Annotated in this window: 21 protein-coding genes; 15 read left to right on the top strand and 6 right to left on the bottom strand. The window is 59.0% G+C overall.

Annotation, left to right across the window (positions count from 1 at the left end; translation table 11 throughout):
- The first annotated feature begins 33 nt into the window (after positions 1 to 33).
- Both QOM08_RS21485 and QOM08_RS21480 read left to right on the top strand, forming a co-directional pair.
- Positions 34 to 3,210, top strand: coding sequence for a DUF637 domain-containing protein (locus tag QOM08_RS21485; protein ID WP_316913245.1), 3,177 nt, complete (start codon positions 34 to 36; stop codon positions 3,208 to 3,210).
- An 8-nt stretch (positions 3,211 to 3,218) separates the two neighbouring features.
- On the top strand, positions 3,219 to 3,857 hold the full coding sequence (locus QOM08_RS21480; protein ID WP_047228770.1) for a hypothetical protein: 639 nt from the start codon (positions 3,219 to 3,221) through the stop codon (positions 3,855 to 3,857).
- A 155-nt stretch (positions 3,858 to 4,012) separates the two neighbouring features.
- Here QOM08_RS21480 and QOM08_RS21475 read toward each other — a convergent pair whose 3' ends face one another.
- Positions 4,013 to 4,450: a hypothetical protein gene (locus QOM08_RS21475; protein ID WP_047228769.1), complete on the bottom strand. Its 438-nt coding sequence runs from the start codon at positions 4,448 to 4,450 to the stop codon at positions 4,013 to 4,015.
- A 435-nt stretch (positions 4,451 to 4,885) separates the two neighbouring features.
- Here QOM08_RS21475 and QOM08_RS21470 point away from each other — a divergent pair, with 435 nt between their 5' ends.
- The 5 genes from QOM08_RS21470 to QOM08_RS21450 all read left to right on the top strand — a co-directional run bounded on the left by QOM08_RS21470 (position 4,886) and on the right by QOM08_RS21450 (position 10,610).
- Complete coding sequence (locus QOM08_RS21470; protein ID WP_223194580.1) at positions 4,886 to 5,095, top strand: hypothetical protein; 210 nt, start codon at positions 4,886 to 4,888, stop codon at positions 5,093 to 5,095.
- 284 nt (positions 5,096 to 5,379) lie between these two features.
- On the top strand, positions 5,380 to 6,987 hold the full coding sequence (locus tag QOM08_RS21465; RefSeq protein WP_139049353.1) for a tetratricopeptide repeat-containing response regulator: 1,608 nt from the start codon (positions 5,380 to 5,382) through the stop codon (positions 6,985 to 6,987).
- A complete protein-coding gene (locus QOM08_RS21460) occupies positions 6,980 to 7,672 on the top strand; it encodes a HAMP domain-containing sensor histidine kinase (protein ID WP_316912102.1) in 693 nt (230 codons plus the stop codon). Before QOM08_RS21465 ends, QOM08_RS21460 begins: the two co-directional genes overlap by 8 nt.
- Before the next feature lie 254 nt (positions 7,673 to 7,926).
- Entirely contained in the window at positions 7,927 to 9,168 is a 1,242-nt protein-coding gene (locus QOM08_RS21455) for a glutamine synthetase family protein (protein ID WP_188252305.1), read from the top strand.
- Positions 9,169 to 9,236: 68 nt separating this feature from the next.
- Positions 9,237 to 10,610, top strand: a complete 1,374-nt coding sequence (locus QOM08_RS21450) for an MFS transporter (protein ID WP_316912101.1) — start codon at positions 9,237 to 9,239, stop codon at positions 10,608 to 10,610.
- A gap of 61 nt (positions 10,611 to 10,671) precedes the next feature.
- Here QOM08_RS21450 and QOM08_RS21445 read toward each other — a convergent pair whose 3' ends face one another.
- The 4 genes from QOM08_RS21445 to flgA form a co-directional block, all read right to left on the bottom strand.
- Entirely contained in the window at positions 10,672 to 11,418 is a 747-nt protein-coding gene (locus QOM08_RS21445) for a flagellar brake protein (protein WP_316912100.1), read from the bottom strand.
- Positions 11,419 to 11,507: 89 nt separating this feature from the next.
- Complete coding sequence (locus tag QOM08_RS21440; RefSeq protein ID WP_047228763.1) at positions 11,508 to 11,975, bottom strand: flagella synthesis protein FlgN; 468 nt, start codon at positions 11,973 to 11,975, stop codon at positions 11,508 to 11,510.
- A gap of 48 nt (positions 11,976 to 12,023) precedes the next feature.
- Complete coding sequence (flgM, locus tag QOM08_RS21435) at positions 12,024 to 12,338, bottom strand: flagellar biosynthesis anti-sigma factor FlgM (RefSeq protein ID WP_047228762.1); 315 nt, start codon at positions 12,336 to 12,338, stop codon at positions 12,024 to 12,026.
- 173 nt (positions 12,339 to 12,511) lie between these two features.
- Positions 12,512 to 13,276 carry a flagellar basal body P-ring formation chaperone FlgA gene (gene flgA, locus QOM08_RS21430; protein WP_188252301.1) on the bottom strand — a complete coding sequence of 255 codons (765 nt, stop codon included), beginning with the start codon at positions 13,274 to 13,276 and terminating at the stop codon, positions 12,512 to 12,514.
- Between the two features lie 78 nt (positions 13,277 to 13,354).
- On the opposite strand from flgA, the gene QOM08_RS21425 reads away from it, so the two are divergent.
- The 6 genes from QOM08_RS21425 to flgE all read left to right on the top strand — a co-directional run bounded on the left by QOM08_RS21425 (position 13,355) and on the right by flgE (position 18,471).
- Positions 13,355 to 14,281, top strand: a complete 927-nt coding sequence (locus tag QOM08_RS21425; RefSeq protein WP_047228760.1) for a chemotaxis protein CheV — start codon at positions 13,355 to 13,357, stop codon at positions 14,279 to 14,281.
- Between the two features lie 53 nt (positions 14,282 to 14,334).
- The gene (gene cheR / locus QOM08_RS21420; protein WP_139049357.1) at positions 14,335 to 15,162 is read left to right on the top strand and encodes a protein-glutamate O-methyltransferase CheR; all 828 of its coding nucleotides are present in this window, start codon (positions 14,335 to 14,337) and stop codon (positions 15,160 to 15,162) included.
- Positions 15,163 to 15,522: 360 nt separating this feature from the next.
- Positions 15,523 to 15,930 (top strand): flagellar basal body rod protein FlgB, encoded by a 408-nt coding sequence (gene flgB, locus QOM08_RS21415; RefSeq protein ID WP_047228758.1) that lies wholly within the window; start codon positions 15,523 to 15,525, stop codon positions 15,928 to 15,930.
- Between the two features lie 3 nt (positions 15,931 to 15,933).
- Positions 15,934 to 16,377 (top strand): flagellar basal body rod protein FlgC, encoded by a 444-nt coding sequence (flgC, locus tag QOM08_RS21410; protein WP_014339780.1) that lies wholly within the window; start codon positions 15,934 to 15,936, stop codon positions 16,375 to 16,377.
- Between the two features lie 15 nt (positions 16,378 to 16,392).
- Positions 16,393 to 17,115, top strand: a complete 723-nt coding sequence (gene flgD / locus QOM08_RS21405; RefSeq protein WP_316912099.1) for a flagellar hook assembly protein FlgD — start codon at positions 16,393 to 16,395, stop codon at positions 17,113 to 17,115.
- Positions 17,116 to 17,145: 30 nt separating this feature from the next.
- Positions 17,146 to 18,471 (top strand): flagellar hook protein FlgE, encoded by a 1,326-nt coding sequence (gene flgE, locus QOM08_RS21400; protein WP_139049359.1) that lies wholly within the window; start codon positions 17,146 to 17,148, stop codon positions 18,469 to 18,471.
- Positions 18,472 to 18,815: 344 nt separating this feature from the next.
- Here flgE and QOM08_RS21395 read toward each other — a convergent pair whose 3' ends face one another.
- A complete protein-coding gene (locus QOM08_RS21395) occupies positions 18,816 to 21,707 on the bottom strand; it encodes a ribonucleoside-diphosphate reductase subunit alpha (protein ID WP_139049360.1) in 2,892 nt (963 codons plus the stop codon).
- A 795-nt stretch (positions 21,708 to 22,502) separates the two neighbouring features.
- Between QOM08_RS21395 and QOM08_RS21390 the strand changes: the two genes are divergently transcribed.
- Together QOM08_RS21390 and QOM08_RS21385 are read left to right on the top strand one after the other, a co-directional pair.
- Complete coding sequence (locus tag QOM08_RS21390) at positions 22,503 to 23,225, top strand: response regulator (RefSeq protein WP_047228754.1); 723 nt, start codon at positions 22,503 to 22,505, stop codon at positions 23,223 to 23,225.
- Positions 23,222 to 24,832, top strand: a complete 1,611-nt coding sequence (locus tag QOM08_RS21385) for an ATP-binding protein (RefSeq protein WP_047228753.1) — start codon at positions 23,222 to 23,224, stop codon at positions 24,830 to 24,832. Before QOM08_RS21390 ends, QOM08_RS21385 begins: the two co-directional genes overlap by 4 nt.
- The last annotated feature ends 37 nt before the right edge of the window (positions 24,833 to 24,869 follow it).

Raw genomic sequence — 24,869 nt, 5'->3', positions numbered from 1 at the left:
CTCAAGTTGGTCGCGGGCAAAGACCTGGTCAACATGCAAGGCGGCATCCTCAAGGGCAAGGACGTCGAGCTGTCGACCTTGACCGGCGACATCCGCAACGACCGGACCATTAGCACCATCGAAAACAGCGGCAAGGGCTTCAGTTCGAAAACCTCCGTTGTCGACAATGCTGCGCGTATCGAGGCCGGTAACAATCTCACCATGCGTGCAGCGGGCGATTTGCTCAACGTGGGCGGCGCGATTACCGCGGGCAACAACGCGGACTTGAGCGCGGGCAACGACGTTGTCATCTCCGCGGCTCGCGAAGAAAGCGGCTCGATGCGCCAGGACAAACGCCACTTCTGGGAGCAAAGCCAGACCGTTCAGCACGCCAGTGAGGTCAAGGCGGGTGGCAACCTGAACGTCACCGCCGGCAACAACCTCACTGTTGTCGCCAGCCATCTCCAAGCCAAAGGCGATATCAACCTGAGCGGCAACGATGTCGCCCTGATCTCGGCGGCGAACGAGGAGTCCAGCGAATACCGCTACAAGCGCAGCGGCAAGAAGATCAACAAGGAAGAGGACCATGTCTCGCAGCAGGCGACCACCCTCGATGCTGGGGGGGATGTAAGGGTTGCTGCGCACAATGATCTGTTGATGGTCGCGAGCAAGATTGCGGCGGGTAACGCGGCCTATTTGGTGGCGGGGAAGCAGCTGAGTCTGTTGGCTGAGCAGAATCGTGATTACTCGCTGTATGACATGAAGAAAAAAGGCGGTTGGGGCAGCTTGAAGATGCGGCGCGATGAGGTGACACAAATCACCCATATCGGCAGCCAGATCCAGACGGGAGGCGACCTGACGCTCAAGAGTGGCGATGACCAGCGCTACCAAGTCGCCAAGCTGCAAAGCGGGAAGGACCTGATACTGGAAAGTGGCGGCGCCATCGTCTTCGAAGGCGTGAAGGATCTGCACGACGAAAGCCATACGAAGACCAATAACAATGCGTTCTGGAACTCCGCTAAGGGCAAGGGTAATACTGACGAAACCCTGCGCCAGACGCAGATGGCGGCGGCGGGCAATATCACCATCAAGGCAGTCGAAGGTCTGAAGATCGACATCAAGCATGTCGATCAGAAAACGGTCAGCCAGACCATTGATGCGATGATAAAAGCCGATCCGCAACTGGCCTGGATCAAGGAAGCCGAGCAGCGCGGTGACGTGGACTGGCGGCAAGTAAAGGAGATCCATGAGTCCTTCAAATACAACACGTCGGGCTTGGGGCCGGCTTCACAACTGATCATCGCCATTGCCCTCGCGGCCGTTATGGGGCCGATGATGGCTGGCATGAATACCATGGTTCAGGCCGGAGCAATCAGCGTCGCGACCAAGGCGACGGTCAGTACCATCGACAACCGAGGAAACCTCGGCGCGATTGCCAAGGACGTTACTTCCAAGGAGAGCCTGAAAGGGTATGCCGTCTCGATAGCTACGGCAGGGGTTGCCCAAGGGCTTGGCTATGACGCCAGCACGGTTGGCTTCAATGCCGAGAGCGTAAAGACAGTCGCTATGAAAGTGGCTGCGGATGCTGCGATTAAAACAGCGGTGTACGGAGGCAGTTACCAAGACAACTTAGCAACTTCGTTGGCTGGAACGGCGGCCAGCATTGGTGGAGCGTATGGCGCCGGAAAAATCGGCGACTTCGGTCTGGCCGAAGGCAGCTTGGAAGCGATTCTGCTTCATTCGGCCTTGGGCGGATTGATGGCGGAAGTCATGGGAGGAGACTTCCGTACAGGAGCAATAGCGGGCGGGGCAAACGAGGTTCTTATCGGTTTGCTGGGGGATACGCTCCTGCCCTCGCATCTGGAGCCCGGTACACCTGAATACACTCGGGCCCAAGAGAATCTGGTCGCACTTTCAAAAGTTGTCGGCGTACTAGGCGCTGCGGCATCCAATGGAGATCTGGACGTTGCCGCGCAAGTGGCGGAAAACGGCACGCGTTACAACTTCCTCGGAGACCACTCCCAAGCGGAGCGAGACAGAGCTCTCAAGGAGTATGAAGAAACCAAGAGCCTGGACGCCGCCAAAAAGATGATGGTGCTCCAAGGCTCGGACCAGCGTAGCGATGCGTTGTTGGAGCGTTTTCACACCGATCCCGCGTCGCTTTCTCCGGCAGAGAAAACAGAGCTGGGCGCTTATCTTCAGGTCTACGGCTACGAGCAAAGCCAGGAATACGGGGTGGAGGCTGCTCGCACGAGCATCAATAATCTGCTTAAAAACGGACCGGATCCATACCGAGACTACCCGTATGCGGGCGGTACTACCCAGGAGCGAATTGCCTACGCCGACGACCTGAGAGCTCGGGACGGCGTGTCGGTGGCCAACATCTTTTGGTCCAGGGACCAGAGCGCTAGCGAAATGCTGTACCGCGATGCTGAGGGTTACCTGCGCATCAATCGTGAAATGCAGGCGATGAGTGACGTGGGGTCACCTGCTCTGTATTTCCTGACCGGAAATCTCGGCACTACGATTCGGGTCGCAGCTGCGGCGAATGGTGCACTCCAAGCAGGACACGGTGCGGGCCAGGTCTACGATGGTGATACGTGGAATGGCATCGGCAACATTGTGGTCGGCGCTATGAATGCGGCGAGTCTTGGGGTGCCGAGGATTGGGGCATCTGGACGGGGTAGTGCGAGTCAAGGTGCTAAAGACTCTGGCAGTTCCAGTGTGCCTAAAGTTCCAGCCGACCCTGTAGTAGTGCGCAGCGACAATGATTTTTCTTTATCTGTGGGGGGAAATGGAAAGCCAAAGGCCTACATTAAAGAGAATGGCGATTTGGTACCCCCTAATCTTGAGGGGACAGGCAGCATTCAGACACATGTGCGCGGAGGCGGTTCTGAAAATTCTCCGTACATTTCTGTGACCGACCCGAGAGTGTCATCCAATCCTAAAGATTACGGCTCTCAAAAAATAGAAATCGACGTCAAGCGATTGCAGCAGGATATAGATTCTGGTGTATTACCAGACACAAAGTTTTTGAGCAATCGTGAGGTCGTTGCTGAGCTTCAGGCTAGGGTAAATGCCGCGCGGAATAAATACACAAGCAACCCCAGCCCAAAAAATGAGACTTCATTGAGCAGGGCGGAGTCAGACCTGGTGAACGTGATGCGTGATGGTGAGTGCTTGATCAAGGGTTGTGTACCGGCCGGCTATATTAAATTCATTCAGAAATAGGGTTCATTGTGGATCGGAAAACCTACGACCTACTCCACGGCATACCGGATCATGCTGATTATGCCGCCGAGGCAGGTGAGCTGGATGCCGAAGATATACCGCAGGAAAGAATGACTGCAGTGTTGGATTTGCTTCGCAATTCAGATGATGATGTTGTGCGCTTCGAAGCTGCAAAATTGTTGACTAGCTGGGGGATTTTCGAGGGGTTGGTTGCATTAAGCGAAAGCATGGAAAAGCCGGAACTTATCAAAAATACCTACCCCCACAGGTTGCATGGATACGATGATACTTATCGCCAGATCCTCATGGCTGTAACCATGTACTTCGCAAATATGGTCGACAGGGGACAAAGGGAAGTCGCTAGGGCTCAAGTTTTTTTACCACTGTCTACTATCATCGAGTTGGCAGGAACGGAACCCTTTGAAATATCTGACGCTTTCGCCTTCTTAAAGCGTGAGCGGTATCCGGAGTACATCCCGTTTGTTAAACAGCACCTCAGCTCGATAATAGATCGCCCCGAAATACATCAATGGAAAATCTACGACGCTATGGAGTTTCTGATGGGGGTCGAGCCAGAATTCGTTATGTCTCTGCTGCAACTGAGAAACAAGAGCATCGAAGATTTTATGCCGCGGCAACGTAGCTGATTTAAGCGAGGCGTTGATGGCAGTAGAGGGGGCAGCTTGTTTGATAAGCGAAGGGGGGCGTGACATACCTATAGCGGCGCGAGGACTGCTTGCGCAGCCCTGCGGGAGCAAGCTCCCTTGCCACGAGAGCCAGTTGATTAATCAATTGGTGGAGGTTATAGCGGGCACCACGGGTCTTCCCCGTTTGCGCTTTCCAGGATCTTCGGAAAGTTTCGCGCGAATCCCCAGCCTGAAGCCACGGCGGTCATGGTGGTTTTGCAGGCGGGGTTCTTTTCCGAGACGATCAGGTTCATATAGAACTGGCTTCCGTAAATTGTTGGCGCCCACAGCACCATGTCACTTCTTTCGGCGTTCCGGTCGACTTTCAATTGAATGGTGTTGACGAGTCTTGCGCCGGTGTTGAGCTCGGTTACTTGGGGGTGGAAGCAGTGGTTCAGGTAGCCTTGCACGCGTTCTTCCACCACCGCCCGCTCTTGCGTCAGGCAATACTCGGGGCTGGTTGTGCCGGTGTTCAACAGCTCATCCTTGGAATATGGATGCAGCGAGCAGCCGCCCAGTAACAGAAAAACGACTCCTGTAAATCCCTTGTACAAATTCAAGCTCCTTCTAGAAACGGCGGTTTACCAAAGCGGATTGCGGCAAGGCGGCGGGCGGGACTATACGCAATTTTTTCGGCCTGGAACGACTAAACCAGCTCGCCGTAGGAACCGACGGAAAGAATATTCCCCATTGACTTGTAGGACATTTCCTAGAAAATTCCAGTCCCTTGCGCCTGCTGATTCCGGTGCCTAGTCTTTGTCCACCGCTGCCAATTAGCGGTCGGGTTTAGCAGCTCGGAATCACGTTAGGCGCATGGCAACTGCCTTCAATGCGGGCATTTTTGTTGCCCGAATTCTTATGGCAGCTATGCGCAGGGCATCCTCGGGTGCGCCGGTTTCCTAACGTACCGGTCTGCTAACCTGCGCACGGCTGCCACCCACTCGTTTAGCAGCGGACGTGGCGGCTCCCACTTACGTTAGGGGTATTCCATGGACAAACTCATACCAGACCCTCCCGTTCCCCCGCTGCATCTGGACATCGCAGCCGACGCCAACGCCGAGCGTGTCATCGATTCCTATCTGAACCCCAAGCCCGCCCAGCCTGACAAGAAGCCATCCCCCGACCAGCTATTCACTGTCGTGGAGGGCATTGATGCTGAGAGCCTACAGTCCCTAACCCAAGAGCTGGCCTTTTGTTAAGGGCTGAACCGCCCAACCAAGCTGTTCAAGGTCACGGCCAGGCAGAGGTTAACCATGTCCCCGGTCCACCTGTTCCATGCCCGGCAGGTAGCCGATGGGTCCCGGAACCACCTCACACAATCTCTTAACGGAACGCCATTTCCTGCCGATACCCTGACGAGCCCTGTTTTCTATCGCGTTTCGGCGCGCGAAAACGGCTAGCAATGCGCGCCACACCGGGCGGTGACACGGCGTTTCGTTGATTTGCCATTGGGTGCATCTTTTTACTTGCCTGGACATCCTCGATGCTGGCGTACCACCAAAAAAGTTTTTTGATCGTCGATGATTTCTCGGATTTCCGCAGTTCCGTCCGGTCCATGTTGCGTGAGCTGGGCGTCAAGGACGTGGACACCGCTGACACCGGTGAAGTGGCGCTGCGCATGTGCTCGCAGAAGCGCTATGACTTTATTTTGCAGGATTATCACCTGGGCGACGGTCGCAAGAACGGTCAGCAGGTGCTGGAAGACCTGATGGTCGAGAAGCTGATCAGCCATGAAAGTGTGTTTCTCATGGTGACGGCTGAAAGCAGCCAGGCGATGGTGCTCAGTGCCTTGGAGCATGAGCCGGATGCGTACCTGACCAAACCGTTCAACCGCTCCGGCCTGGCCCAGCGGCTGGAACGGCTCGAGCAGCGCAAGACCCTGCTCAAGCCGATCCTGCAAGCCTTGGATCGTGGCAAGCCGATGGAAGTGCTCAATGCCTGTATCGCCCTGTGCAAGCAGGATCCGCGCTACGGGCCGTTGTGTCTGCGTTATCGGGCTGATGCGCTGCGGGACCTGAATCAGAATGAAGCCCTTGAGCGGCTGTACAACACCATCCTGGCTGACCGTCCTTTGCCGTGGGCCTATGCGGGGCTGGGGAAGTTGTTGTTCAAGCGTGGCCTGGTGGGGCAGGCCAAGGATGTTTATGAGAAGGCCTTGAAAGTATTCCCGATGATGCCGGCGTTGTATGACGGCATGGCTGAAGTGTTGGTGGCCGAAGGCGATACGAAGCAGGCGCAACACGTGCTGGAAGAGGCGGTTCGTCTATCGCCACTGGCGGTGCGACGGCAGTCGCTGCTGGGCAAGCTGGCAATGACCAACGAAGATTTCGAGACCGCGTCCAAGGCCTATCGCCAAGCGGTGGGGCAGGGCGCACAGTCGCGCTTCAAGGACCCGGAAAGCAACCTGGGCCTGGCTCATGCACTGATCAGCAAGGGCAGCGAAAAAGGCCTGGATACCCGCACCCGGCTGGAAATCAACACCACCCTCAGCGCCGTGGCCAAGGAAAATCTCAACGATCCTGGGTTGCAGGTGCGTGCGCGGTTGATGAAGGCCACGAGCCTGTTGCTCAACGATGCCGAAACCGCCGAAAAGCTCACCGAGCAGGCCTTGCAGCGCCTCGACGGCATGGAGCAGTTCATGAGCGCCGAGGCCGCGTTGCTGGTAGCCAAGCAGTTGCAGATGCTCGGCCAAACCAGCGCCGGCGAGTCGATGCTCAAGAACTGCGCGGAGATCTATGGCGATGATCCGACGGTGATGCAAGGCATCGCCAAGTTGACCGATGATCCGAATATCCTCAATCAAGGCAATGCCGCCGCCGAGCTGAACCGTGAAGGTGTGCGCGTCTACAAGACCGGCGCGTTGCCCGAGGCGCGGGAGCTGTTCCGTCGAGCCCTGAAGATGCAACCGAAGAACATCAGTATTGCTTTGAACATGGCGCAGTCACTGTTGCATGGCACCGATACCAGTGTGGAGTCGGAGCTGCTGCAGGAGTGCCGCGCCTGCCTGAAACTGGTGGGCATGATGCCCGACACCGATGCGCGTTTTGCGCGTTATCAGAAACTGCGAAGCAAGGCATTTGGCGATGAATGACAGCGAACAGGCTCTCGATTTTTCCACGGTGATCGCGTCTACCGTGCACGACATGAAAAACTCCCTGACCTTGCTCATGCAGGCTCATACCCAGTGGATTGAGCGTTTGCCCGAATCCGAGCGGCAGACCTCGGAGCAGGGCGTCATGGAGTTCGAGTTCGCCCACCTCAATGGCCTGCTGGTGCAGTTGCTGGGGTTGTACAAGCTGGGGGTCAACCAGTTGCCGCTGCATCCGGCCTATCACGAGCTGGATGACTTTATCGAGGCGCAACTGGCCGGTCATCAGGATGTGTTCCGCAGTCGCGGGATCATGGTCACCTACGAGGTCGACCCGCTGAGCCCCCTGGGTTTTTTCGATCGTGAGCTGATTGCGTCGGTGCTCGATAACAGCATCAACAATGCCATCCGCCACGCGCGCCAGGCGTTGCTGATCAGTGCGAGCGACGAGGCCGGGCAACTGGTGCTGACCATCAATGACGACGGCGAAGGCTACCCGGCCGAGATGATCGAGCGTCAGGCCGAGTATGTGCAGGGCATCAATCACAGCAGCGGCAGCACCGGACTGGGCTTGTACTTCGCCGCGCGGATTGCCGGGTTGCATCAGCGTGGCGGCCTGTGCGGGCGTACCGAAATTGCCAATGGCGGCGCGTTGGGCGGGGGCGTGTTCCGGATTTATCTGCCCTGAGCCTGCCCGGCACTCATAAATCAGTCGACACAACCCCACCCAGTATTCCAGGGCTTGTTGTTTATTGTCTTGGGCCGCTTGATATTCCGAACACCCGAAGCCTATTTTGTACGGGTTGCCGTTAGCGGCTCGCACATAACAAGGATTGCGTCATGACGACGGATGGCCAATGTTCACTCGCGCAGCGACTGACGGGCATTGATGAGATTGAGTGTGTCACCCCGGATTTGAATGGCGTGCCACGAGGCAAGGTGATGACTGCCGAGGGCTTCCTCGAGGGTCGACGGTTGCAGATGGCGCGGGGTGTGCTGTTGCAATGCATCATGGGCGGTTATCCGCCGTCGCGTTTTTATGGCAGCGACGACGGCGACCTGGCGCTGGTGGCCGACCCGATACACATTCACCGCTTGCCCTGGAGCGAACAGCCGCGAGCCTTGGCGATTTGCGACGCTGATGAGCTGACTGGTGAAAGCTCCCGGCTCTCCACGCGCGGTCAGCTCAAACAGGTTATTGCTCGTTATGCCGCCCTCGGCCTGGCGCCCGTGGTGGCGACCGAGCTGGAATTTTTCGTGTTCGCCCCCAACCCGGACCCGACCCAGCCGTTCCAGCCCCCTGTGGGCCTGGACGGACGGCGTGAAGACGGTCACTCGGCGTTCAGCATCAGTTCCAATAATGGCCTGCGACCGTTCTTTAAAGAGGTCTATGCATGCATGGCGGCGCTGGGCTTGCCTCGCGATACCTTCATGCATGAAATGGGCGTGAGCCAGTTCGAGATCAATCTGCTTCACGGCGATCCTCTGTTGCTGGCCGACCAGACGTTCCTGTTCAAGCACCTGCTCAAGGAAGTTGCCCTCAAACACGGCCTGACCGTAGTCTGCATGGCCAAGCCCCTGGCCCATACGCCGGGCAGTTCGATGCATATTCATCAGAGCGTCGTCGAGCTGGACAGCGGCCGCAATGTGTTCAGCGATGAAGCGGGCGAGCCGACGGCGGCGTTCCGGCATTTCATCGGTGGGCAACAGGCCGGCATGGCGGATTTCACTGCGCTGTTCGCGCCGAACGTGAATTCCTACCAGCGCCTGTGTCACCCGTTTGCGTCACCGAACAATGCCTGTTGGTCCCATGACAATCGTTCGGCCGGGTTGCGGATTCCCGCCAGTTCGCCAGCGGCCCGTCGGGTCGAGAATCGCCTGCCGGGTGCCGATGCCAACCCCTATCTGGCGATTGCCGCCAGTCTGGCTGCGGGGCTTTATGGCATCGAAAATCGCCTGGAGCCGAGCGCCGCGATCCAGGGCGAATTCCAAGTGCCGGACAATCTTTCGCTGCCATGTACCTTGCATGCAGCCCTGGAACGTCTGAAGCGTAGTCATCTGGCGAAGGAACTGTTCGGTACGGAGTTCATCGAAGGCTACATCGCTTCGAAGACCATGGAGCTGACCAGCTTCTTTGATGAAATTACTCCCTGGGAGCGGCGTGTTCTAGCGGCCCAGGCATAACCAAACGTCGCATTCGGGCTATCTTCTAAATAGCCCGTACTCATCTCAAGGAGCCGCTCGGAACGCCGATGCGCCAAATCTGGAAACCTTTTCGAGCGCTGTATTTCGCCTCGCTGATGATGTTGATCGGCTCGGGCCTGCTGAGTACCTACCTGGCCTTGCGCCTGGCTGCCGACAATGTCGACAGCCTGTGGGTCGGTGCGCTGATGGCCGCCAACTATTTCGGCCTGGTGCTGGGGGGCAAGATCGGCCACCGGCTGATCGCCCGCGTCGGGCACATCCGGGCTTATTCGGCCTGCGCCGGGATTGTCGGTGCGGCGGTGCTGGGCCATGGCCTGGTGGATTGGCTGCCGGCCTGGATCGTGCTGCGGGTAATTGTCGGCCTGGGCATGATGTGCCAGTACATGGTGATCGAGAGCTGGCTCAACGAGCAGGCCGATGCCAAGCAGCGTGGCGTGGTATTCAGTGGTTACATGATCGCTTCCTACCTGGGCCTGGTGCTGGGTCAGTTGATTCTGGTCATGCACCCGGCCTTGGGGCTTGAGTTGCTGATGCTGGTGGCGCTGTGCTTCGCCTTGTGTCTGGTGCCGGTGACACTCACCCGGCGGATTCACCCGGCGGCGCTGCACCCGGCGCCCATGGAGCCGCGCTTTTTCATCAAGCGAGTGCCGCAGTCATTGAGTACGGTGCTGGGCTCGGGGTTGATCGTCGGTTCGTTCTATGGCCTGGCGCCGCTGTACGCTTCTCAGCAGGGGCTGTCGACCGAGCAGGTTGGTCTGTTCATGGGTAGCTGCATCTTTGCCGGATTGCTGGTTCAGTGGCCCCTGGGCTGGCTCTCCGATCGATATGACCGGGCGCTGCTGATCCGCTGCTTTGCGCTGGTGCTGACAGTCTGTGCGCTGCCCTTGGCGATATTGCCCACGGTGCCGTTGGAGGTGCTGTTCGTCGCGGGGTTCTTCTGTTCGCTGGTGCAGTTCTGCCTGTATCCGTTGGCAGTGGCGTTTTCCAACGACCACGTTGAAGCTGATCGAAGGGTATCCCTGACGGCCATGCTGCTGGTGACCTATGGGGTTGGCGCCAGTATCGGGCCGCTGGTAGCGGGGGTGCTGATGAAGATGTTCGGCAGCCAGATGCTCTATGCCTTTTTTGCCTTCTTCGCCCTGGTGCTGGTGTGGCGAATCCGGCCGAAGGCGGTAACCAACCTGCATCAGGTCGACGACGCACCGCTGCATCACGTGGCGATGCCGGACAGCATGTCGAGTTCGCCTCTGGTGGCGTGCCTCGATCCCCGGGTGGACGAACAAGTGGTGCAGGAGCAGATGCACGTCGATCCTGTGCCGACGGAAGAACCGGACGACGAAGAACCCGTCATGGAGGAGGTTGTCGCCGAAGAGGCCAGCGACGAGCCGTCGAGCCCCGATTTCACTCAGGCCAGGCCTTGAGCCAGTCATAAAAAACGGGCAGTCACCGCAAGGGACTGCCCGTTTTTTTACGTGTCGAAAATCAGAGGTCGTCTTTGTCGAAACGACGGGCTTCGCGTTGCAGCTGATATACGAAGCGCTCAACCTGCCGTTGCACCAGGCCGCTGATGTTGTGGAAACGTACGCCGGCGAAGGTGGTGTTGATCCTTTCTTCGAAATGCAGATAACGCAGTTCGACCGGTGCGGTCATGTTGCCGAAGGGCAATGCCGCGATAAAGCGCTCATAGACCTGGCCCAATTGCAGGCGTGCGGTAATGTCACCTTCGAAACGCAACTTGCAGCCTGTGGCGGAAATGTCCAGCAGCTTGCCGTCAACCGGTGACTTGAGTTTGTCACCGCCCAGCTCGACGCTTACCAGTTGCGCCAGCTTGAGGGCGGCGCGGAAGGCGTTGCGGCGTTGGTGGTAAACCACTTCATCAGGCAAGGCGCCGCGATAGCAGCGGCCGTCGCTGGACTCATCGATGGTCAAAGGGCCGTTGCTTTCCCACGCGATGCGCACGCCATCATGGAAACCCTCGACACGAAACGGCTCGCCCGCCAACAGGAAGCGTTCACCGTCCCGGGGGATCATTTCGTCCAGGGCGAGGACGTTACGCTCCCGGTCGACATCGACCAGATAGCTCTGGAAGCGCTGGCTGCGTTCGTGGAAGGTGATGATCAGCGGGTCATGGCTATCTTGCAGCATCCGCAGGTTGCCGGAAATTTCCAGGGGCGTGGCGAGGACCTTGGGCGGCTGCGGAGCATCATCCGCGTTTGAGGCATTGAACACGGTGGGTCAATCTCCAGGCAAAATACGACGAGTAGCCAGCATTTTGCCAGCATGTGTCGCGCGTTGATAGAGCGCCGGCACTGTTCGTTTCATGCCTGGCTGAGCGGGCGGTGCTTGACCATCTTGGCGGTCGAACCGCGAGCGTCATAGAGCGTCGGGATTTCACCGCCGTTGAGAATGCGCAACTGGTTGGCGGTGGCGGCTTGCTGAACCTGGATCGACTGTCCGTTGCGAATGTTGGCGGCCTGGCATTGAGCGAGCAGGTCGTTGAGGACTTCACTTTGGGACAACAGTTGATCGCCCACCGACGACTGGCTGGCCAGCTGCTCAAGGCCATCGCGATTGGCGGGCAGGTTGAGGCTGGCGAGGATCTCGCTGCGCTTGCGGCCATGCTGATCGAGCAGAATGATCAATGCCTGTTTCTGCGCCAGGATATTCTCCAGCGACGGCATGTCGCGACCGTGCAATGCCAGGGACTCGGCCTGCAATAGCTCCAGCAATTGTTGCGCCGGGGCAAAGTCGTCGGTGATCAGTTGCAACAAATTAGTGTCGTGCATGGCTGGCCTTAGGTCTTAAGCGTCCAAAAGCCTGGCGCAGGCGTTGGCCTAGCGCTGGGCTTCGAAGTTGAGCAGTTTGCTGGCTACACGGTTGCTGTCGACTTTATAGCTGCCATCGGCGATTGCTGCTTTCAACTCGGCCACGCGGGCGTTGTCGACGACAGGTTGATCGCGCAGCTTGTCAGTGACCTTCTGCAACTGCTGAGCCTCATTGCTGAGGTGTACCGACTCCCCGTTGCTGACAGTGGCGGCTTGTTCGGCCGGCGCGGATTTGTCGGTTTCGACGGTTTCCTTGCTGGCGTTAGGGCGCGTAGTGCCTGTTAGCGGTGAAGAGCTGTTTAAACGATTGAAATCGATGACCATGGTAAAAAACCTCTGGGTATTTGGACGCTTGCCATGTTTTCGGCCATCCCCAAAAAAACTTTAGGCTCATTTATTCAATGAACGTGCGCACGTCTGCGCTTGCCTTTGCGTAAGGCACAGTCTAGGGAACACCGTGGGCAAGCGCCAGCTCTCTACCCATTTCCACCCGATCTCTACATAGCCACTTCCACATGGCCTGGGGCCATTACCTGCGCCTTGATAACACGTTGGGAATTAAGGTTTTTTACCCGAATCTGTTCTCGCATGCCGCCGTTGGACAAAGCCTCGCCCGGCATCCGCACGGCCAGGGTCCCGCTGCGGGCGGTGATGACCACCTGATCGCCCTTGCGCACCACTTCGGCTTGTTCCAGGTGGACCAGGGTAATGACCTGGTCGGCGACCATTGGTCGGACAAGTTTCTGACCGATGGCCTGATCGACGGAGGTGAGGAAACCCTGGTTGATCTGGCTGACATCCCGTTCACGCAGTGTCACGTCCTGAGGCTCGACGATCCCGGTCCGCTTGAGCGGACGGGTGGTGGTGACGATTTCGCGAAACAGGCGCACTTGAGCGGGCACGAACACCGTCCAGGGCGCGGCGCTGTCGCACCGCAGCTTCACCGTGACCCGGCCCAGTGGTCTGGCCGGGCTCTCCAGAGACGCAGTCAATTCCTTGTCACACATGGGCATGCGCAGGCGCGGGTCGAGCTGGTTGACTTCGATTTCGTAGCGACCTTCGGTTTGACTGGTTGCCAGGTAGTCTTCTACGGTGAATTCAAGAAAGCCCTGAGTGACGCCGATAAGGAGATCAGGCAAGGTAACCGGAACAGCACCAAAGGCAGGGCCGCCCAAAGCGAGCAGGCAGGCAGCCAACAGTGCACCGAGCCAGTGGCGGCAGTGAGTGGTCAGGCGTCGAAAAAATGTCGTTTGTGCGTTCATGCCGGTTCAATAGCAAGCCCCGTGCCGTTTAGTGATGAATGCGCGTCGGACACATTAGCGTTAGGTAGGAGTCAGGGCATGGCGGGAGTAATGGATTCGGTAAACCAGCGCACTCAGCTGGTCGGTCAGAATCGCCTGGAGCTGTTGTTGTTCCGTCTCGACGGCCAACAGATGTACGGGATCAACGTATTCAAGGTTCGCGAGGTGCTCCAGTGCCCGAAGCTGACCCTGATGCCCAAGTCCAGCCCCGTCGTGTGCGGTGTGGCCAATATCCGCGGAGCGACCATCCCGATTCTCGATCTGGCGATGGCGACCGGTTCGGGACGGCTTCTGGATCAGAGCAATCCGTTCGTGATCATCACCGAGTACAACACCAAGACCCAGGGCTTCCTGGTGCGCTCGGTGGAGCGCATCGTCAACATGAACTGGGAAGAGATCCATCCGCCGCCCAAGGGTACCGGTCGCGATCACTACCTCACGGCGGTGACCCGGGTCGATAACCAGTTGGTTGAAATCATCGACGTGGAGAAAATCCTCGCCGAAGTGGCGCCGACCCCGGAAACGATTTCCGTGGGGGTGGTCGACGCCGAAACCCAGCACAAGGCGATTTCGCTGCGGGTCCTGACGGTTGATGATTCTTCGGTGGCACGTAAGCAGGTGACCCGTTGTCTACAAACGGTCGGTGTCGAAGTGGTAGCGTTGAACGACGGACGCCAGGCCCTGGATTACCTGCGCAAGCTGGTGGAAGAGGGCAAGAAACCGGAAGAGGAGTTTCTGATGATGATCTCCGACATTGAAATGCCGGAGATGGACGGGTACACCCTGACGTCGGAAATCCGCAACGACCCGCGCATGCAAAAGCTGCATATTGTCTTGCACACCTCGTTGTCCGGTGTTTTCAACCAGGCGATGGTCAAGAAGGTGGGGGCCGATGATTTTCTGGCCAAGTTCCGGCCCGATGACCTGGCTTCCCGGGTAGTCGAGCGCATCAAGGCTGCAGAATAAAGGTTGGGCGCGTTGTGCGCCCGGCAAGTCAATACGATGAAAGAGGCGGTATTTTGTCTACGGGTAATTTGGATTTCGAACAGTTCCGGGTCTTCCTGGAAAAAGCCTGTGGCATTTTGCTTGGTGAAAACAAGCAATACCTGGTGTCGAGCCGTCTCAATAAGTTGATGGAGCAACAGGGCCTGAAATCGTTGGGCGAACTGGTCCAGCGCATCCAGACCCAGCCGCGCAGTGGGTTGCGCGAGATGGTGGTGGATGCCATGACCACCAACGAAACCCTGTGGTTTCGCGACACCTATCCGTTCGAGGTGTTGAAGAACAGGGTGCTGCCGGCGGCCATCAAGGCCAGTCCGGGGCAACGCTTGCGGATCTGGTCGGCGGCCTGTTCGTCGGGACAGGAACCCTATTCGCTGTCGATGTCCATCGATGAGTTCGAGCGGACCAATATCGGCCAGCTGAAAATGGGCGTGCAAATCGTCGCCACCGATTTGTCCGGAACGATGCTCAACAACTGCAAGACTGGCGAATACGACAGCCTGGCCATCGGCCGCGGCCTGTCGCCTGATCGCCTGCAACGCTACTTCGACCCCAAAGGGCCGGGTAAATGGGTGGTCAAGGCGCCGATCAAGAACCGCGTGGAATTCCGCTCGTTCAACCTGCTGGACAGCTACGCCAGCCTGGGCAAGTTCGACATCGTGTTCTGCCGCAACGTGCTGATCTACTTCTCTGCCGAAGTGAAAAAAGACATCCTGCTGCGCATCCACAGCACGCTCAAACCGGGCGGCTACCTGTTCCTCGGCGCCTCCGAGGCATTGAACGGTTTGCCGGACCACTACCAGATGGTGCAGTGCAGTCCTGGGATCATCTATCAGGCGAAGTGATTTGCTTGGGTTGGGAAAAAAACGGGAGTCCGCAAAGGCTCCCGTTTTTTTTGCCTGCCGGTTTTTTCCAATGCACCACAGCCTCCTGTGGGAGCGAGCTTGCTCGCGATAGCGGTATTGCAGACGCCATCAATGTTGACTGACACACCGCTATCGCGAGCAAGCTCGCTCCCACATTTGATCCCCATTGCCTAGGTGAAAGCGGCAGAAAAGCGGCAGCCAGCGGAAACCGATTGCCGCTTTTCTGGCATTGCCGCTTTGCCGATGCCCGCAAAGCCCCGGTTTATGGGCTTTTTGAAAGTGGCACGACGCTTGCTATGTCCATCGTACGTAAATTCTGGTCACCCGAAGGTTTCCAACATGAGCATCAGTTTCGATAAAGCGCTCGGCATCCACGAAAAGGCCCTGAGCTTCCGAGCCCAGCGTGCCGAAGTCCTGGCCAACAACATCGCCAACGCCGACACCCCGAACTTCAAGGCTCGGGACCTGGACTTCTCCAAAGTGCTCGCCGAGCAGAACGAGAAGGCCAAGAACGGCCACTTCGCCCTGAACATGACCAACAGCCGTCACATCGAAGCCGAAGGCCTGGGCAATGCCGATGAGTCGCTGATGTACCGCACGCCGATGCAGCCTTCGATCGACCAGAACACCGTGGACGCTCAACTGGAACAGTCCAACTACACGGAAAACTCCGTGAACTTCCAGGCCAGCTTCACCCTGCTCAATAGCAAATTCAAAGGGCTGGTATCGGCCCTGCGCGGAGAGTAAGTCATGTCGATTGCGAGCGTATTCAACATTGCCGGCAGCGCCATGAGTGCCCAGACCACGCGTCTGAACACCGTCGCCAGTAACATCGCCAACGCCGAGACCGTGTCGTCGAGCATCGACCAGACCTACCGTGCCCGTCACCCGGTGTTCGCCACCATGTTCCAGGGCGGCCAATCCGGCGGCAGCGACTCGCTGTTCCAGGAGCAGGACGCCGCAGGGCAGGGTGTGCAGGTGCTCGGCGTGGTCGAAGACCAGAGCAACCTCGACGCACGCTACGAGCCGAACCACCCGGCCGCCGACGCCAAGGGCTACGTCTATTACCCGAACGTGAACGTCGTTGAAGAAATGGCCGACATGATTTCCGCCAGTCGTTCGTTCCAGACCAACGTCGAAATGATGAACACCGCCAAAACCATGATGCAGAAGGTCCTGACCCTCGGTCAGTGATAAGGGGCGAGTCACATGAGCGTCACCAACACCACCAGTGGTTTGAGCCTCAACGAGATTCTGGCCAACTCCTCGGTCAAGACCAACACCACCACCGATGGCCTGGCCTCGGCGACGAATGCGGCTACCGGTTCCAAGGAGCTGGGCAAGGATGCGTTCCTGCAATTGCTGGTCACCCAGCTGAAAAACCAGAACCCGCTGGAGCCGCAGGATAACGGCGAGTTCGTTGCCCAGTTGGCGCAATTCAGCAGCCTGGAAGGCATCACCACACTCAACGAAACCGTGAGCGGTATTGCCGGCAACTACAACTCGTCCCAGGCCCTGCAAGCCTCGTCACTGGTGGGCCGTTCGGTCATCGCCCCGGGTGACAAGGCTGTGGTCGACACCTCCAAGAGCCTCAACGGCACGGTGGTGGTACCGGCCTCGGTGTCTTCGCTCGCGATCAAGATCGCAGACAAGGACGGCAAGACCGTCCGTACGATCGAGCTGGGCAGCCAGAATGCCGGTAATTCGGCCTTCATCTGGGATGGCAAGAACGATGCGGGCACCACCCTTGAGTCGGGTACTTACACCTTCACCGCTTCGACCACTATCGACGATAAGCCCGTGTCGCTGATCACCAACCTGCCGGCGACCGTCAGCAGCGTGACGATCAGCCAGACGGGCGGTGAGCTGATGCTCAACCTGGCCGGGCTGGGCAGCATCGCCCTGTCCAAAGTACAAACTATTGGTATGTAGAGCCGACTAAACCGGCAAAAGGAGTGCAACATGTCTTTCAACATCGGCCTTAGCGGTCTCTATGCAGCCAACAAGCACCTGGACGTGACCGGCAACAACATCGCCAACGTGGCGACCACCGGTTTCAAATCGTCCCGTGCGGAATTCGAAGACGTCTACTCGGCCACCAGGCTGGGCAGCGGCACCAAGACCGTCGGTAACGGCGTGCGCCTGGCCAACGTCTCCCAGCAGTTCAGCCAGGGTGACGTCAACAACACCGGCAACGTGCTGGACATGGGCATCCAGGGTTCGGGCTTCTTTGTCCTGAGCAACGACGGTTCTCTGAGCTACACCCGTGCCGGTACGTTCAAGACCGACAAGGAAGGTTTCATCACCAACAGCGATGGCACTGCGCGTTTGCAGGGTTATGGCGTGGATGCCAATGGCAACATCCTCAACGGTATTCTGACCGACCTGCGTATCGACACTTCCAACCTGCCGCCGCAAGCGACCAGCCTGGTTTCGTCGACGATTAACCTGAATTCGACGGCAACGCCGATTTCCCAGGCGGCTCCCTACGTATTCGATCCAACCGATACCGCCACGTTCACCAAGCAATTCACCACACCTGTCTACGATACCCAGGGCAACCAGCACTCGATGGACCAGTACATGGTCAAGACTGGCGCCAACACGTGGGATGTCTACACCCTGATCGATGGCCGTAACCTCAATGGCAGTGCGCCGGTTGCGCCGAACGCTCCCGTTCCTTCGACGATGACCTTTGATTCGAGTGGTAAGTTGGTTCAGGTCAGTACTCCAGGACCGGTCACAGTTCCGCCGACCGCGCCGACCATCAGTAACGATTTGGAACTGGACGGTTGGGTGCCGGGTACCGTGACCAACGGCGTGTGGACCGCCAACGGTGCCGGTTCGTCGACGATTACGGTCTCCATGGCCAACACCACCCAATTCAACGCTGACACCGCTCGGTCAATCCCTGCCCAGAACGGCTACGCCACCGGCCAGATCACCAACCTGACCATCGATGGTAGTGGTGTACTGCTGGCCAACTTCAGCAACAACCAGACCAAGCCGATCGGTCAGCTCGCCCTCGCCAGCTTCACCAACGAGCAAGGTTTGCAGCCGGTAGGCGGCAGCAGCTGGAAAGAAACCTTCGCGTCGGGCATCCCGGGCTACGACGCGCCGGAAACCGGGACTCTGGGTTCGATCGTCTCCAACTCCCTGGAAGAGTCCAACGTCAACCTGACCAACGAACTGGTCGAGCTGATCAAGGCCCAAAGCAACTACCAAGCGAACGCCAAGACCATCTCCACCCAGAGCACCATCATGCAGACCATCATTCAGATGGCTTGATATCGAAGGTCGCTTGAACGCTGCACAAGAAGCCCCTCGCAAGAGGGGCTTTTTTGTGGGTGGGTGTTTTCGGGGGGGCTGTCCCGGCCTCATCGCGAGCAGGCTCGCTCCCACAGGTGGACGCATTCCAATGTGGTCACTGGCTGAACCAAAGCCGCTCCCACAGGGATTTTCAGTGAGCGCAAATCTTGCGAACGAACCGGAACATATGTGGGAGCGAGCCTGCTCGCGATGGGGCGCGCCCAGTCGCTACTTTTCTCAAGGCAAAAGAAAACCCCCGATAAACCAGCGGTCTATCGGGGGTTTTCTTTTAGCAAGCGCCTTGCAGCGCTCACCCACTCAGCTTATTGGCAAGCTTCGCAATCCGGCTCGTCGATCGCACAGGCTTTTGGCACGGGTGCCGGGCCGGCTGGAGCCGCCAGGACCGAATCGTCACCGTGGTTGCCGCCGCTGGAAACAGCGTTCAGCTTGCCGGTGTTGATGGTCGACTTCTCGGTGCTGGTGGCGGCCAGGGCACGGAGGTAGTAGGTGGTTTTCAGGCCACGGTACCAAGCCATGCGGTAGGTCACGTCCAGCTTCTTGCCCGAGGCGCCAGCGATGTACAGGTTCAGCGACTGAGCCTGGTCGATCCACTTCTGGCGACGGCTGGCCGCGTCGACGATCCACTTGGTGTCCACTTCGAACGCGGTGGCGTAGAGCTCCTTGAGCTCCTGCGGGATGCGCTCGATCTGCTGCACCGAACCGTCGTAGTACTTCAGGTCGTTGATCATGACCGAGTCCCACAGGCCGCGGGCCTTGAGGTCGCGAACCAGGTACGGGTTGATCACGGTGAACTCGCCCGACAGGTTCGATTTCACATACAGGTTCTGGTAGGTCGGTTCGATCGACTGCGACACGCCAGTGATGTTGGCGATGGTGGCGGTCGGTGCGATGGCCATGATGTTGGAGTTACGGATGCCTTTCTGTACACGGGCGCGAACCGGTGCCCAGTCCAGGGATTCGTTCAGGTCAACATCGATGTACTTCTGGCCACGCTGCTCGATCAGGATCTGTTGCGAGTCCAGTGGCAGCACGCCCTTGGACCACAGCGAACCCTGGAACGTCTCGTACGAGCCGCGCTCGTCGGCCAGGTCGCAGGAAGCCTGGATCGCGTAGTAGCTGACCGCTTCCATGGACTTGTCGGCGAACTCGACCGCAGCGTCCGAACCGTACGGGATGTGCTGCAGGTACAAGGCGTCCTGGAAGCCCATGATGCCCAGGCCGACCGGACGGTGCTTGAAGTTGGAGTTCTTCGCCTGCGGCACCGAGTAGTAGTTGATGTCGATCACGTTGTCGAGCATGCGCACGGCGGTGTTCACGGTGCGTTGCAGCTTGGCGGTGTCCAGCTTGCCATCGACGATGTGGTTCGGCAGGTTGATCGAGCCCAGGTTGCAGACGGCGATCTCGTCCTTGTTGGTGTTCAAGGTGATCTCGGTGCACAGGTTCGAGCTGTGGACCACGCCCACGTGCTGCTGCGGGCTGCGCAGGTTGCACGGGTCCTTGAAGGTCAGCCATGGATGGCCGGTTTCGAACAGCATCGACAGCATCTTGCGCCACAGGTCTTTGGCCTGGACGACTTTGAACAGCTTGATCTTGTTGTACTCGGTCAGGGCTTCGTAGTACTCGTAGCGCTCTTCGAAAGCCTTGCCGGTCAGGTCATGCAGGTCTGGAACTTCGGATGGCGAGAACAGGGTCCACTTGCCGTCGTCGAAGACGCGCTTCATGAACAGGTCAGGGATCCAGTTGGCGGTGTTCATGTCGTGGGTACGACGACGGTCATCACCGGTGTTCTTGCGCAGCTCGATGAACTCTTCGATGTCCATGTGCCAGGTTTCCAGGTAGGCACACACCGCGCCTTTGCGCTTGCCACCCTGGTTGACCGCGACTGCGGTGTCGTTGACTACCTTGAGGAACGGTACGACGCCCTGGGATTTGCCGTTGGTGCCCTTGATGTACGAGCCCAATGCGCGAACCGGGGTCCAGTCGTTGCCCAGGCCGCCGGCAAATTTGGACAGCATGGCGTTGTCGTGGATGGCGCCGTAGATGCCCGACAGGTCGTCCGGTACGGTGGTCAGGTAGCAGCTCGACAGTTGTGGACGCAGGGTGCCGGCGTTGAACAGCGTCGGGGTCGAGGCCATGTAGTCGAAGGACGACAACAGGTTGTAGAACTCGATGGCGCGGTCTTCACGCTGCTTCTCTTCGATCGCCAGGCCCATGGCCACGCGCATGAAGAAAATCTGCGGCAGTTCGAAACGGATACCGTCCTTGTGGATGAAGTAACGGTCGTACAGGGTTTGCAAGCCCAGGTAAGTGAACTGCTGGTCGCGCTCGTGGTTGATCGCCTTGCCGAGCTTTTCCAGGTCGAACTCGGCCAGTACCGGGTTCAGCAATTCGAATTCGATACCCTTGGCGACGTAGGCCGGCAAGGCCTTGGCGTACAGGTCGACCATTTCGTGGTGGGTCGCGCTCTCGGCGACTTCCAGGAAGCTCAGGCCTTCGGCACGCAGGGTGTCCATCAGCAGGCGGGCGGTCACGAAGGAGTAGTTCGGCTCGCGTTCCACCAGGGTCCGCGCGGTCATCACCAGCGCGGTGTTGACGTCCTTGAGTGCGACGCCGTCATAGAGGTTTTTCAGGGTTTCGCGCTGGATCAGGTCGCCGTCGACTTCTTCCAGGCCTTCGCAGGCTTCGGTGACGATGGTGTTCAGGCGACCCATGTCCAGCGGCGCGAGGCTGCCGTCGGCGCGTGCGATGCGGATCGAAGGGTGAGCCAGTACCGGGGCGTCGGCCGGGGTGCGGATGGCGCGTTCCTTGGCGCGCGAATCACGATAGATCACATAGTCGCGGGCCACTTTCTGCTCGCCGGCACGCATCAGGGCCAGTTCGACCTGATCCTGGATTTCTTCGATGTGGATGGTGCCACCCGACGGCATGCGACGCTTGAAGGTTGCGGTGACTTGCTCGGTCAGGCGGGCCACGGTGTCGTGGATGCGCGACGAAGCGGCGGCGGTGCCGCCCTCAACTGCGAGAAACGCTTTGGTGATGGCGACGGTGATCTTGTCATCGGTGTAAGGAACGACAGTGCCGTTACGCTTGATCACACGCAGCTGGCCAGGCGCGGTAGCGGCCAGATCCGAGTTCGAATCAGCGGCCAGCGGCGCGGTGCCCTGCGGGTTCTCGCGAGTTGTGTCGGTGTGCATGGGTGTCTCCACATTCTCTATGTTTGTTTGGGCACCATCACGGTGCCCACCGTTCCGTCCTGAAGCACTACAACCGACTGGCGCCGGGTATAACAACTTCGGGACAGTAGGAAGCAGGCCTGAATACCGCTTCCTTCCGAAGTTCTGGGCTTCGAGCCTGGGCTCGAAACCGGATTGCAGAGGTGCCTGCAATGGACTGCAACACCCGTACCGTTCTGGTCATCTTCGACCTTGAAACGATGGCCATCCGCAGGGGGCGGTCTGGTCTTGGGGGAATGCGGTGTTTCAGTCGGACAAAGGCAAGAAAAGCGCTTGAATTATCTGTCCGACTTGTGTTTGGTTTTTGGTCGAAAACCCTACATGTAGGGTTTTTTACGCGACGGGCTACAAGATAATGCGTTTTGGGGGATGAATGCAACGTGCTACCTGTGGATAAGCCTGTGCGTAATTTGTGTGCGAAACGTGGAACAGCTCTGTAGGCCGCGACCTTGCTGGAGTGGACCTTTTTTCATCGTTTTAACGATCCGAAAACAGCCCGATGGTTTTTGCGGGCGCGGACGTTACCACACAAGTCCCGCGCGACCGAACGCATTTGTCCGCTTGTTTTATGCAGGGCCGGCGTTTATACAATCGGCCCGTGCATGGGCATGCTTATCCTCCTTTAACATGACAAAAAGACGGGAGGATCCGGATTCTATATTTGGAGCGGACGTTTTGTGGCGAGGGAGCTTGCTCCCTCGCCACAAGTCAGGTGCCTATCCTTTCTTCTATATACACAACAAGACGAGGCCCCCCGTGGAACAAGAAGCCTGGCAGGTATTGATCGTCGAGGATGACCAGCGGCTGGCCGAGCTGACTCGCGAGTACCTGGAAAGCAACGGCCTGCGCGTTGCCATTGAAGGCAACGGTGCGGTGGCGGCGGCGCGGATCATTGCCGAGCAGCCGGACCTGGTGATCCTCGACCTGATGCTGCCCGGCGAGGACGGCCTGAGCATCTGCCGCAAGGTGCGCGAGCATTACGACGGGCCGATCCTGATGCTCACCGCCCGCACCGACGACACCGATCAGATCCAGGGCCTGGACCTGGGCGCCGACGATTACGTCTGCAAGCCGGTGCGGCCACGCTTGCTCTTGGCCCGCGTCCAGGCCCTGTTGCGACGCAGCGAACCGGAACCGGCCACGTCGCAAAAGCCACGGCGCTTGCAATTCGGCCCGCTGGTAGTGGACAACGCCTTGCGCGAAGCCTGGCTGCAAGACCACGGCATCGAGCTGACCAGTGCCGAGTTCGATCTGTTGTGGCTGCTGGTGTCCAACGCCGGGCGCATCCTGTCCCGGGAAGAGATCTTCACCGCCCTGCGTGGCATCGGTTATGACGGCCAGGACCGCTCCATCGACGTGCGCATCTCGCGCATCCGTCCCAAGATCGGCGACGACCCGGACCATCCACGGCTGATCAAGACCATCCGCAGCAAGGGTTATCTGTTCGTTCCTGAAGCTTGCGTAGACCCGACGTCGTGAACTCGATCTTCCTGCGCATTTACGGCGGCATGTGCGCGGCCCTGGTGCTGGTGGCGGTGCTCGGCGTGCTGGCCCTGCACTTGCTGAACCAGACTCGCAGTGAGCAGTACCGCGAGCGTCTGGCCCACGGCACGTTTTCCTTGATGGCCGATAATCTGCGGCCCATGAACGACACCGAGCGACGCCGGGCCCTGGCGGTGTGGGAACGCCTGCTGGGCATTCCCCTGGCGTTGCAGACTTACGCCCAGACCGATCTGGATCTCGGCCAGCGCACCCGTGTCATGCGCGGCCAGGCCCTGGTGGAGCAGACCGGGCCCCATGCGGCGAAAGTTTATCGGCTGGTCAGCGACGCTGAAAAACTGATGCTGGTCGGGGAGGTCCGTCAGATCAGCGAGCAACTGGCCCGGGCAACTATCTACCTGCTGGCCGATGAGTTGGTGCGTTACCCGGTGGCCGAGCAGCCTGAACGCCTGGCGCAACTCAAGCAGGAAAAAGGCTTCGGGTTTGACCTGCGGCTGATGCCCATTACGCAGGCGGACATGGACGAAGACCAGCGTCGGCGCGTGGCCGAGGGCGACACGGTCATGGCGCTGGGCAAGGGCGGTGACTCGATCCGGGTGTTCGCCGGCATGGTCGGTACGCCGTGGGTGCTGGAAATCGGCCCGTTGTACCAGATGAACCCTTATCCGCCTGAGTGGCTGGTGCTGATCGCGGCGCTGGGGTTGAGCCTGATCGGGCTGATCGTTTACCTGTTGGTGCGCCAGTTGGAGCGGCGCCTGCGTGGTCTGGAATCGGCCGCCACCCAGATCGCCCAGGGCAGCCTGGAAACCCGGGTGCCGGCTCGCGGTGCTGACTCGGTAGGGCGATTGGCCGCCGCGTTCAATGGCATGGCCGAACACTTGCAGCAGTTGTTGGCGATTCAGCGGGAGCTGGTGCGTGCGGTGTCCCATGAGCTGCGCACCCCGGTGGCGCGCCTGCGTTTTGGCCTGGAGATGATCGGCAGCGCTACCACGCCCCAGGCCCGGGACAAATACCTGGCGGGCATGGATCACGACATCGAAGACCTGGATCGGCTGGTGGACGAGATGCTGACCTATGCGCGACTGGAGCAGGGATCGCCGGCCCTGAACTTCCAGCGCGTGGATCTGGATGCGCTGGTCAATCAGGTCATTGAAGAGTTGGGACCGCTTCGGGCCGGGATTACGGTCGAGCGCGGCCTGTGCCTGTCTGCCGCTGATTGCGATGGTGCCTGGGTCGAGGCCGAGCCGCGCTTCCTGCATCGGGCCCTGCAGAACCTGGTGAGCAATGCGATGCGTCACGCCAGCTCCCGGGTGACGGTCAGTTACCAGGTGGGTCAGTTGCGTTGTCGGGTGGACGTCGAGGACGACGGGCCCGGCGTGCCGGAGGCGGCGTGGGAGCGGATCTTCAAGCCCTTCCTGCGCCTGGACGACAGCCGTGCCCGTGCTTCAGGTGGTCATGGGTTGGGGTTGTCGATCGTGCGGCGGATCATCCACTGGCACGATGGCCGGGCGTTGATCGGCAAGAGCAAGAGTCTGGGTGGGGCCTGCTTCAGCTTGAGCTGGCCGCGGCATCAGGACAGGTCTTGAAGGTGTGGCGCCTGTGCGGGCCTTATCGCGAGCAGGC

Source organism: Pseudomonas sp. P105, from assembly GCF_032614175.1.
Classification (GTDB): domain Bacteria; phylum Pseudomonadota; class Gammaproteobacteria; order Pseudomonadales; family Pseudomonadaceae; genus Aquipseudomonas; species Aquipseudomonas rhizophila.
Note: the sequence above shows the minus strand (reverse complement) of the source record. Positions and strands in the feature narration are given on the sequence as shown.

What these genes read in the sequence shown, in the direction of transcription:
- QOM08_RS21485 (WP_316913245.1), top strand. Translation starts at nt 34, where the DNA reads ATGCAAGGCGGCATCCTCAAGGGCAAGGACGTCGAGCTGTCGACCTTG.
- QOM08_RS21470 (WP_223194580.1), top strand. Translation starts at nt 4,886, where the DNA reads ATGGACAAACTCATACCAGACCCTCCCGTTCCCCCGCTGCATCTGGAC.
- QOM08_RS21465 (WP_139049353.1), top strand. Translation starts at nt 5,380, where the DNA reads ATGCTGGCGTACCACCAAAAAAGTTTTTTGATCGTCGATGATTTCTCG.
- QOM08_RS21460 (WP_316912102.1), top strand. Translation starts at nt 6,980, where the DNA reads ATGAATGACAGCGAACAGGCTCTCGATTTTTCCACGGTGATCGCGTCT.
- QOM08_RS21455 (WP_188252305.1), top strand. Translation starts at nt 7,927, where the DNA reads ATGACTGCCGAGGGCTTCCTCGAGGGTCGACGGTTGCAGATGGCGCGG.
- QOM08_RS21450 (WP_316912101.1), top strand. Translation starts at nt 9,237, where the DNA reads ATGCGCCAAATCTGGAAACCTTTTCGAGCGCTGTATTTCGCCTCGCTG.
- QOM08_RS21440 (WP_047228763.1), bottom strand. Translation starts at nt 11,975, where the DNA reads ATGCACGACACTAATTTGTTGCAACTGATCACCGACGACTTTGCCCCG.
- flgM (WP_047228762.1), bottom strand. Translation starts at nt 12,338, where the DNA reads ATGGTCATCGATTTCAATCGTTTAAACAGCTCTTCACCGCTAACAGGC.
- flgA (WP_188252301.1), bottom strand. Translation starts at nt 13,276, where the DNA reads ATGAACGCACAAACGACATTTTTTCGACGCCTGACCACTCACTGCCGC.
- QOM08_RS21425 (WP_047228760.1), top strand. Translation starts at nt 13,355, where the DNA reads ATGGCGGGAGTAATGGATTCGGTAAACCAGCGCACTCAGCTGGTCGGT.
- flgB (WP_047228758.1), top strand. Translation starts at nt 15,523, where the DNA reads ATGAGCATCAGTTTCGATAAAGCGCTCGGCATCCACGAAAAGGCCCTG.
- flgC (WP_014339780.1), top strand. Translation starts at nt 15,934, where the DNA reads ATGTCGATTGCGAGCGTATTCAACATTGCCGGCAGCGCCATGAGTGCC.
- flgD (WP_316912099.1), top strand. Translation starts at nt 16,393, where the DNA reads ATGAGCGTCACCAACACCACCAGTGGTTTGAGCCTCAACGAGATTCTG.
- flgE (WP_139049359.1), top strand. Translation starts at nt 17,146, where the DNA reads ATGTCTTTCAACATCGGCCTTAGCGGTCTCTATGCAGCCAACAAGCAC.
- QOM08_RS21395 (WP_139049360.1), bottom strand. Translation starts at nt 21,707, where the DNA reads ATGCACACCGACACAACTCGCGAGAACCCGCAGGGCACCGCGCCGCTG.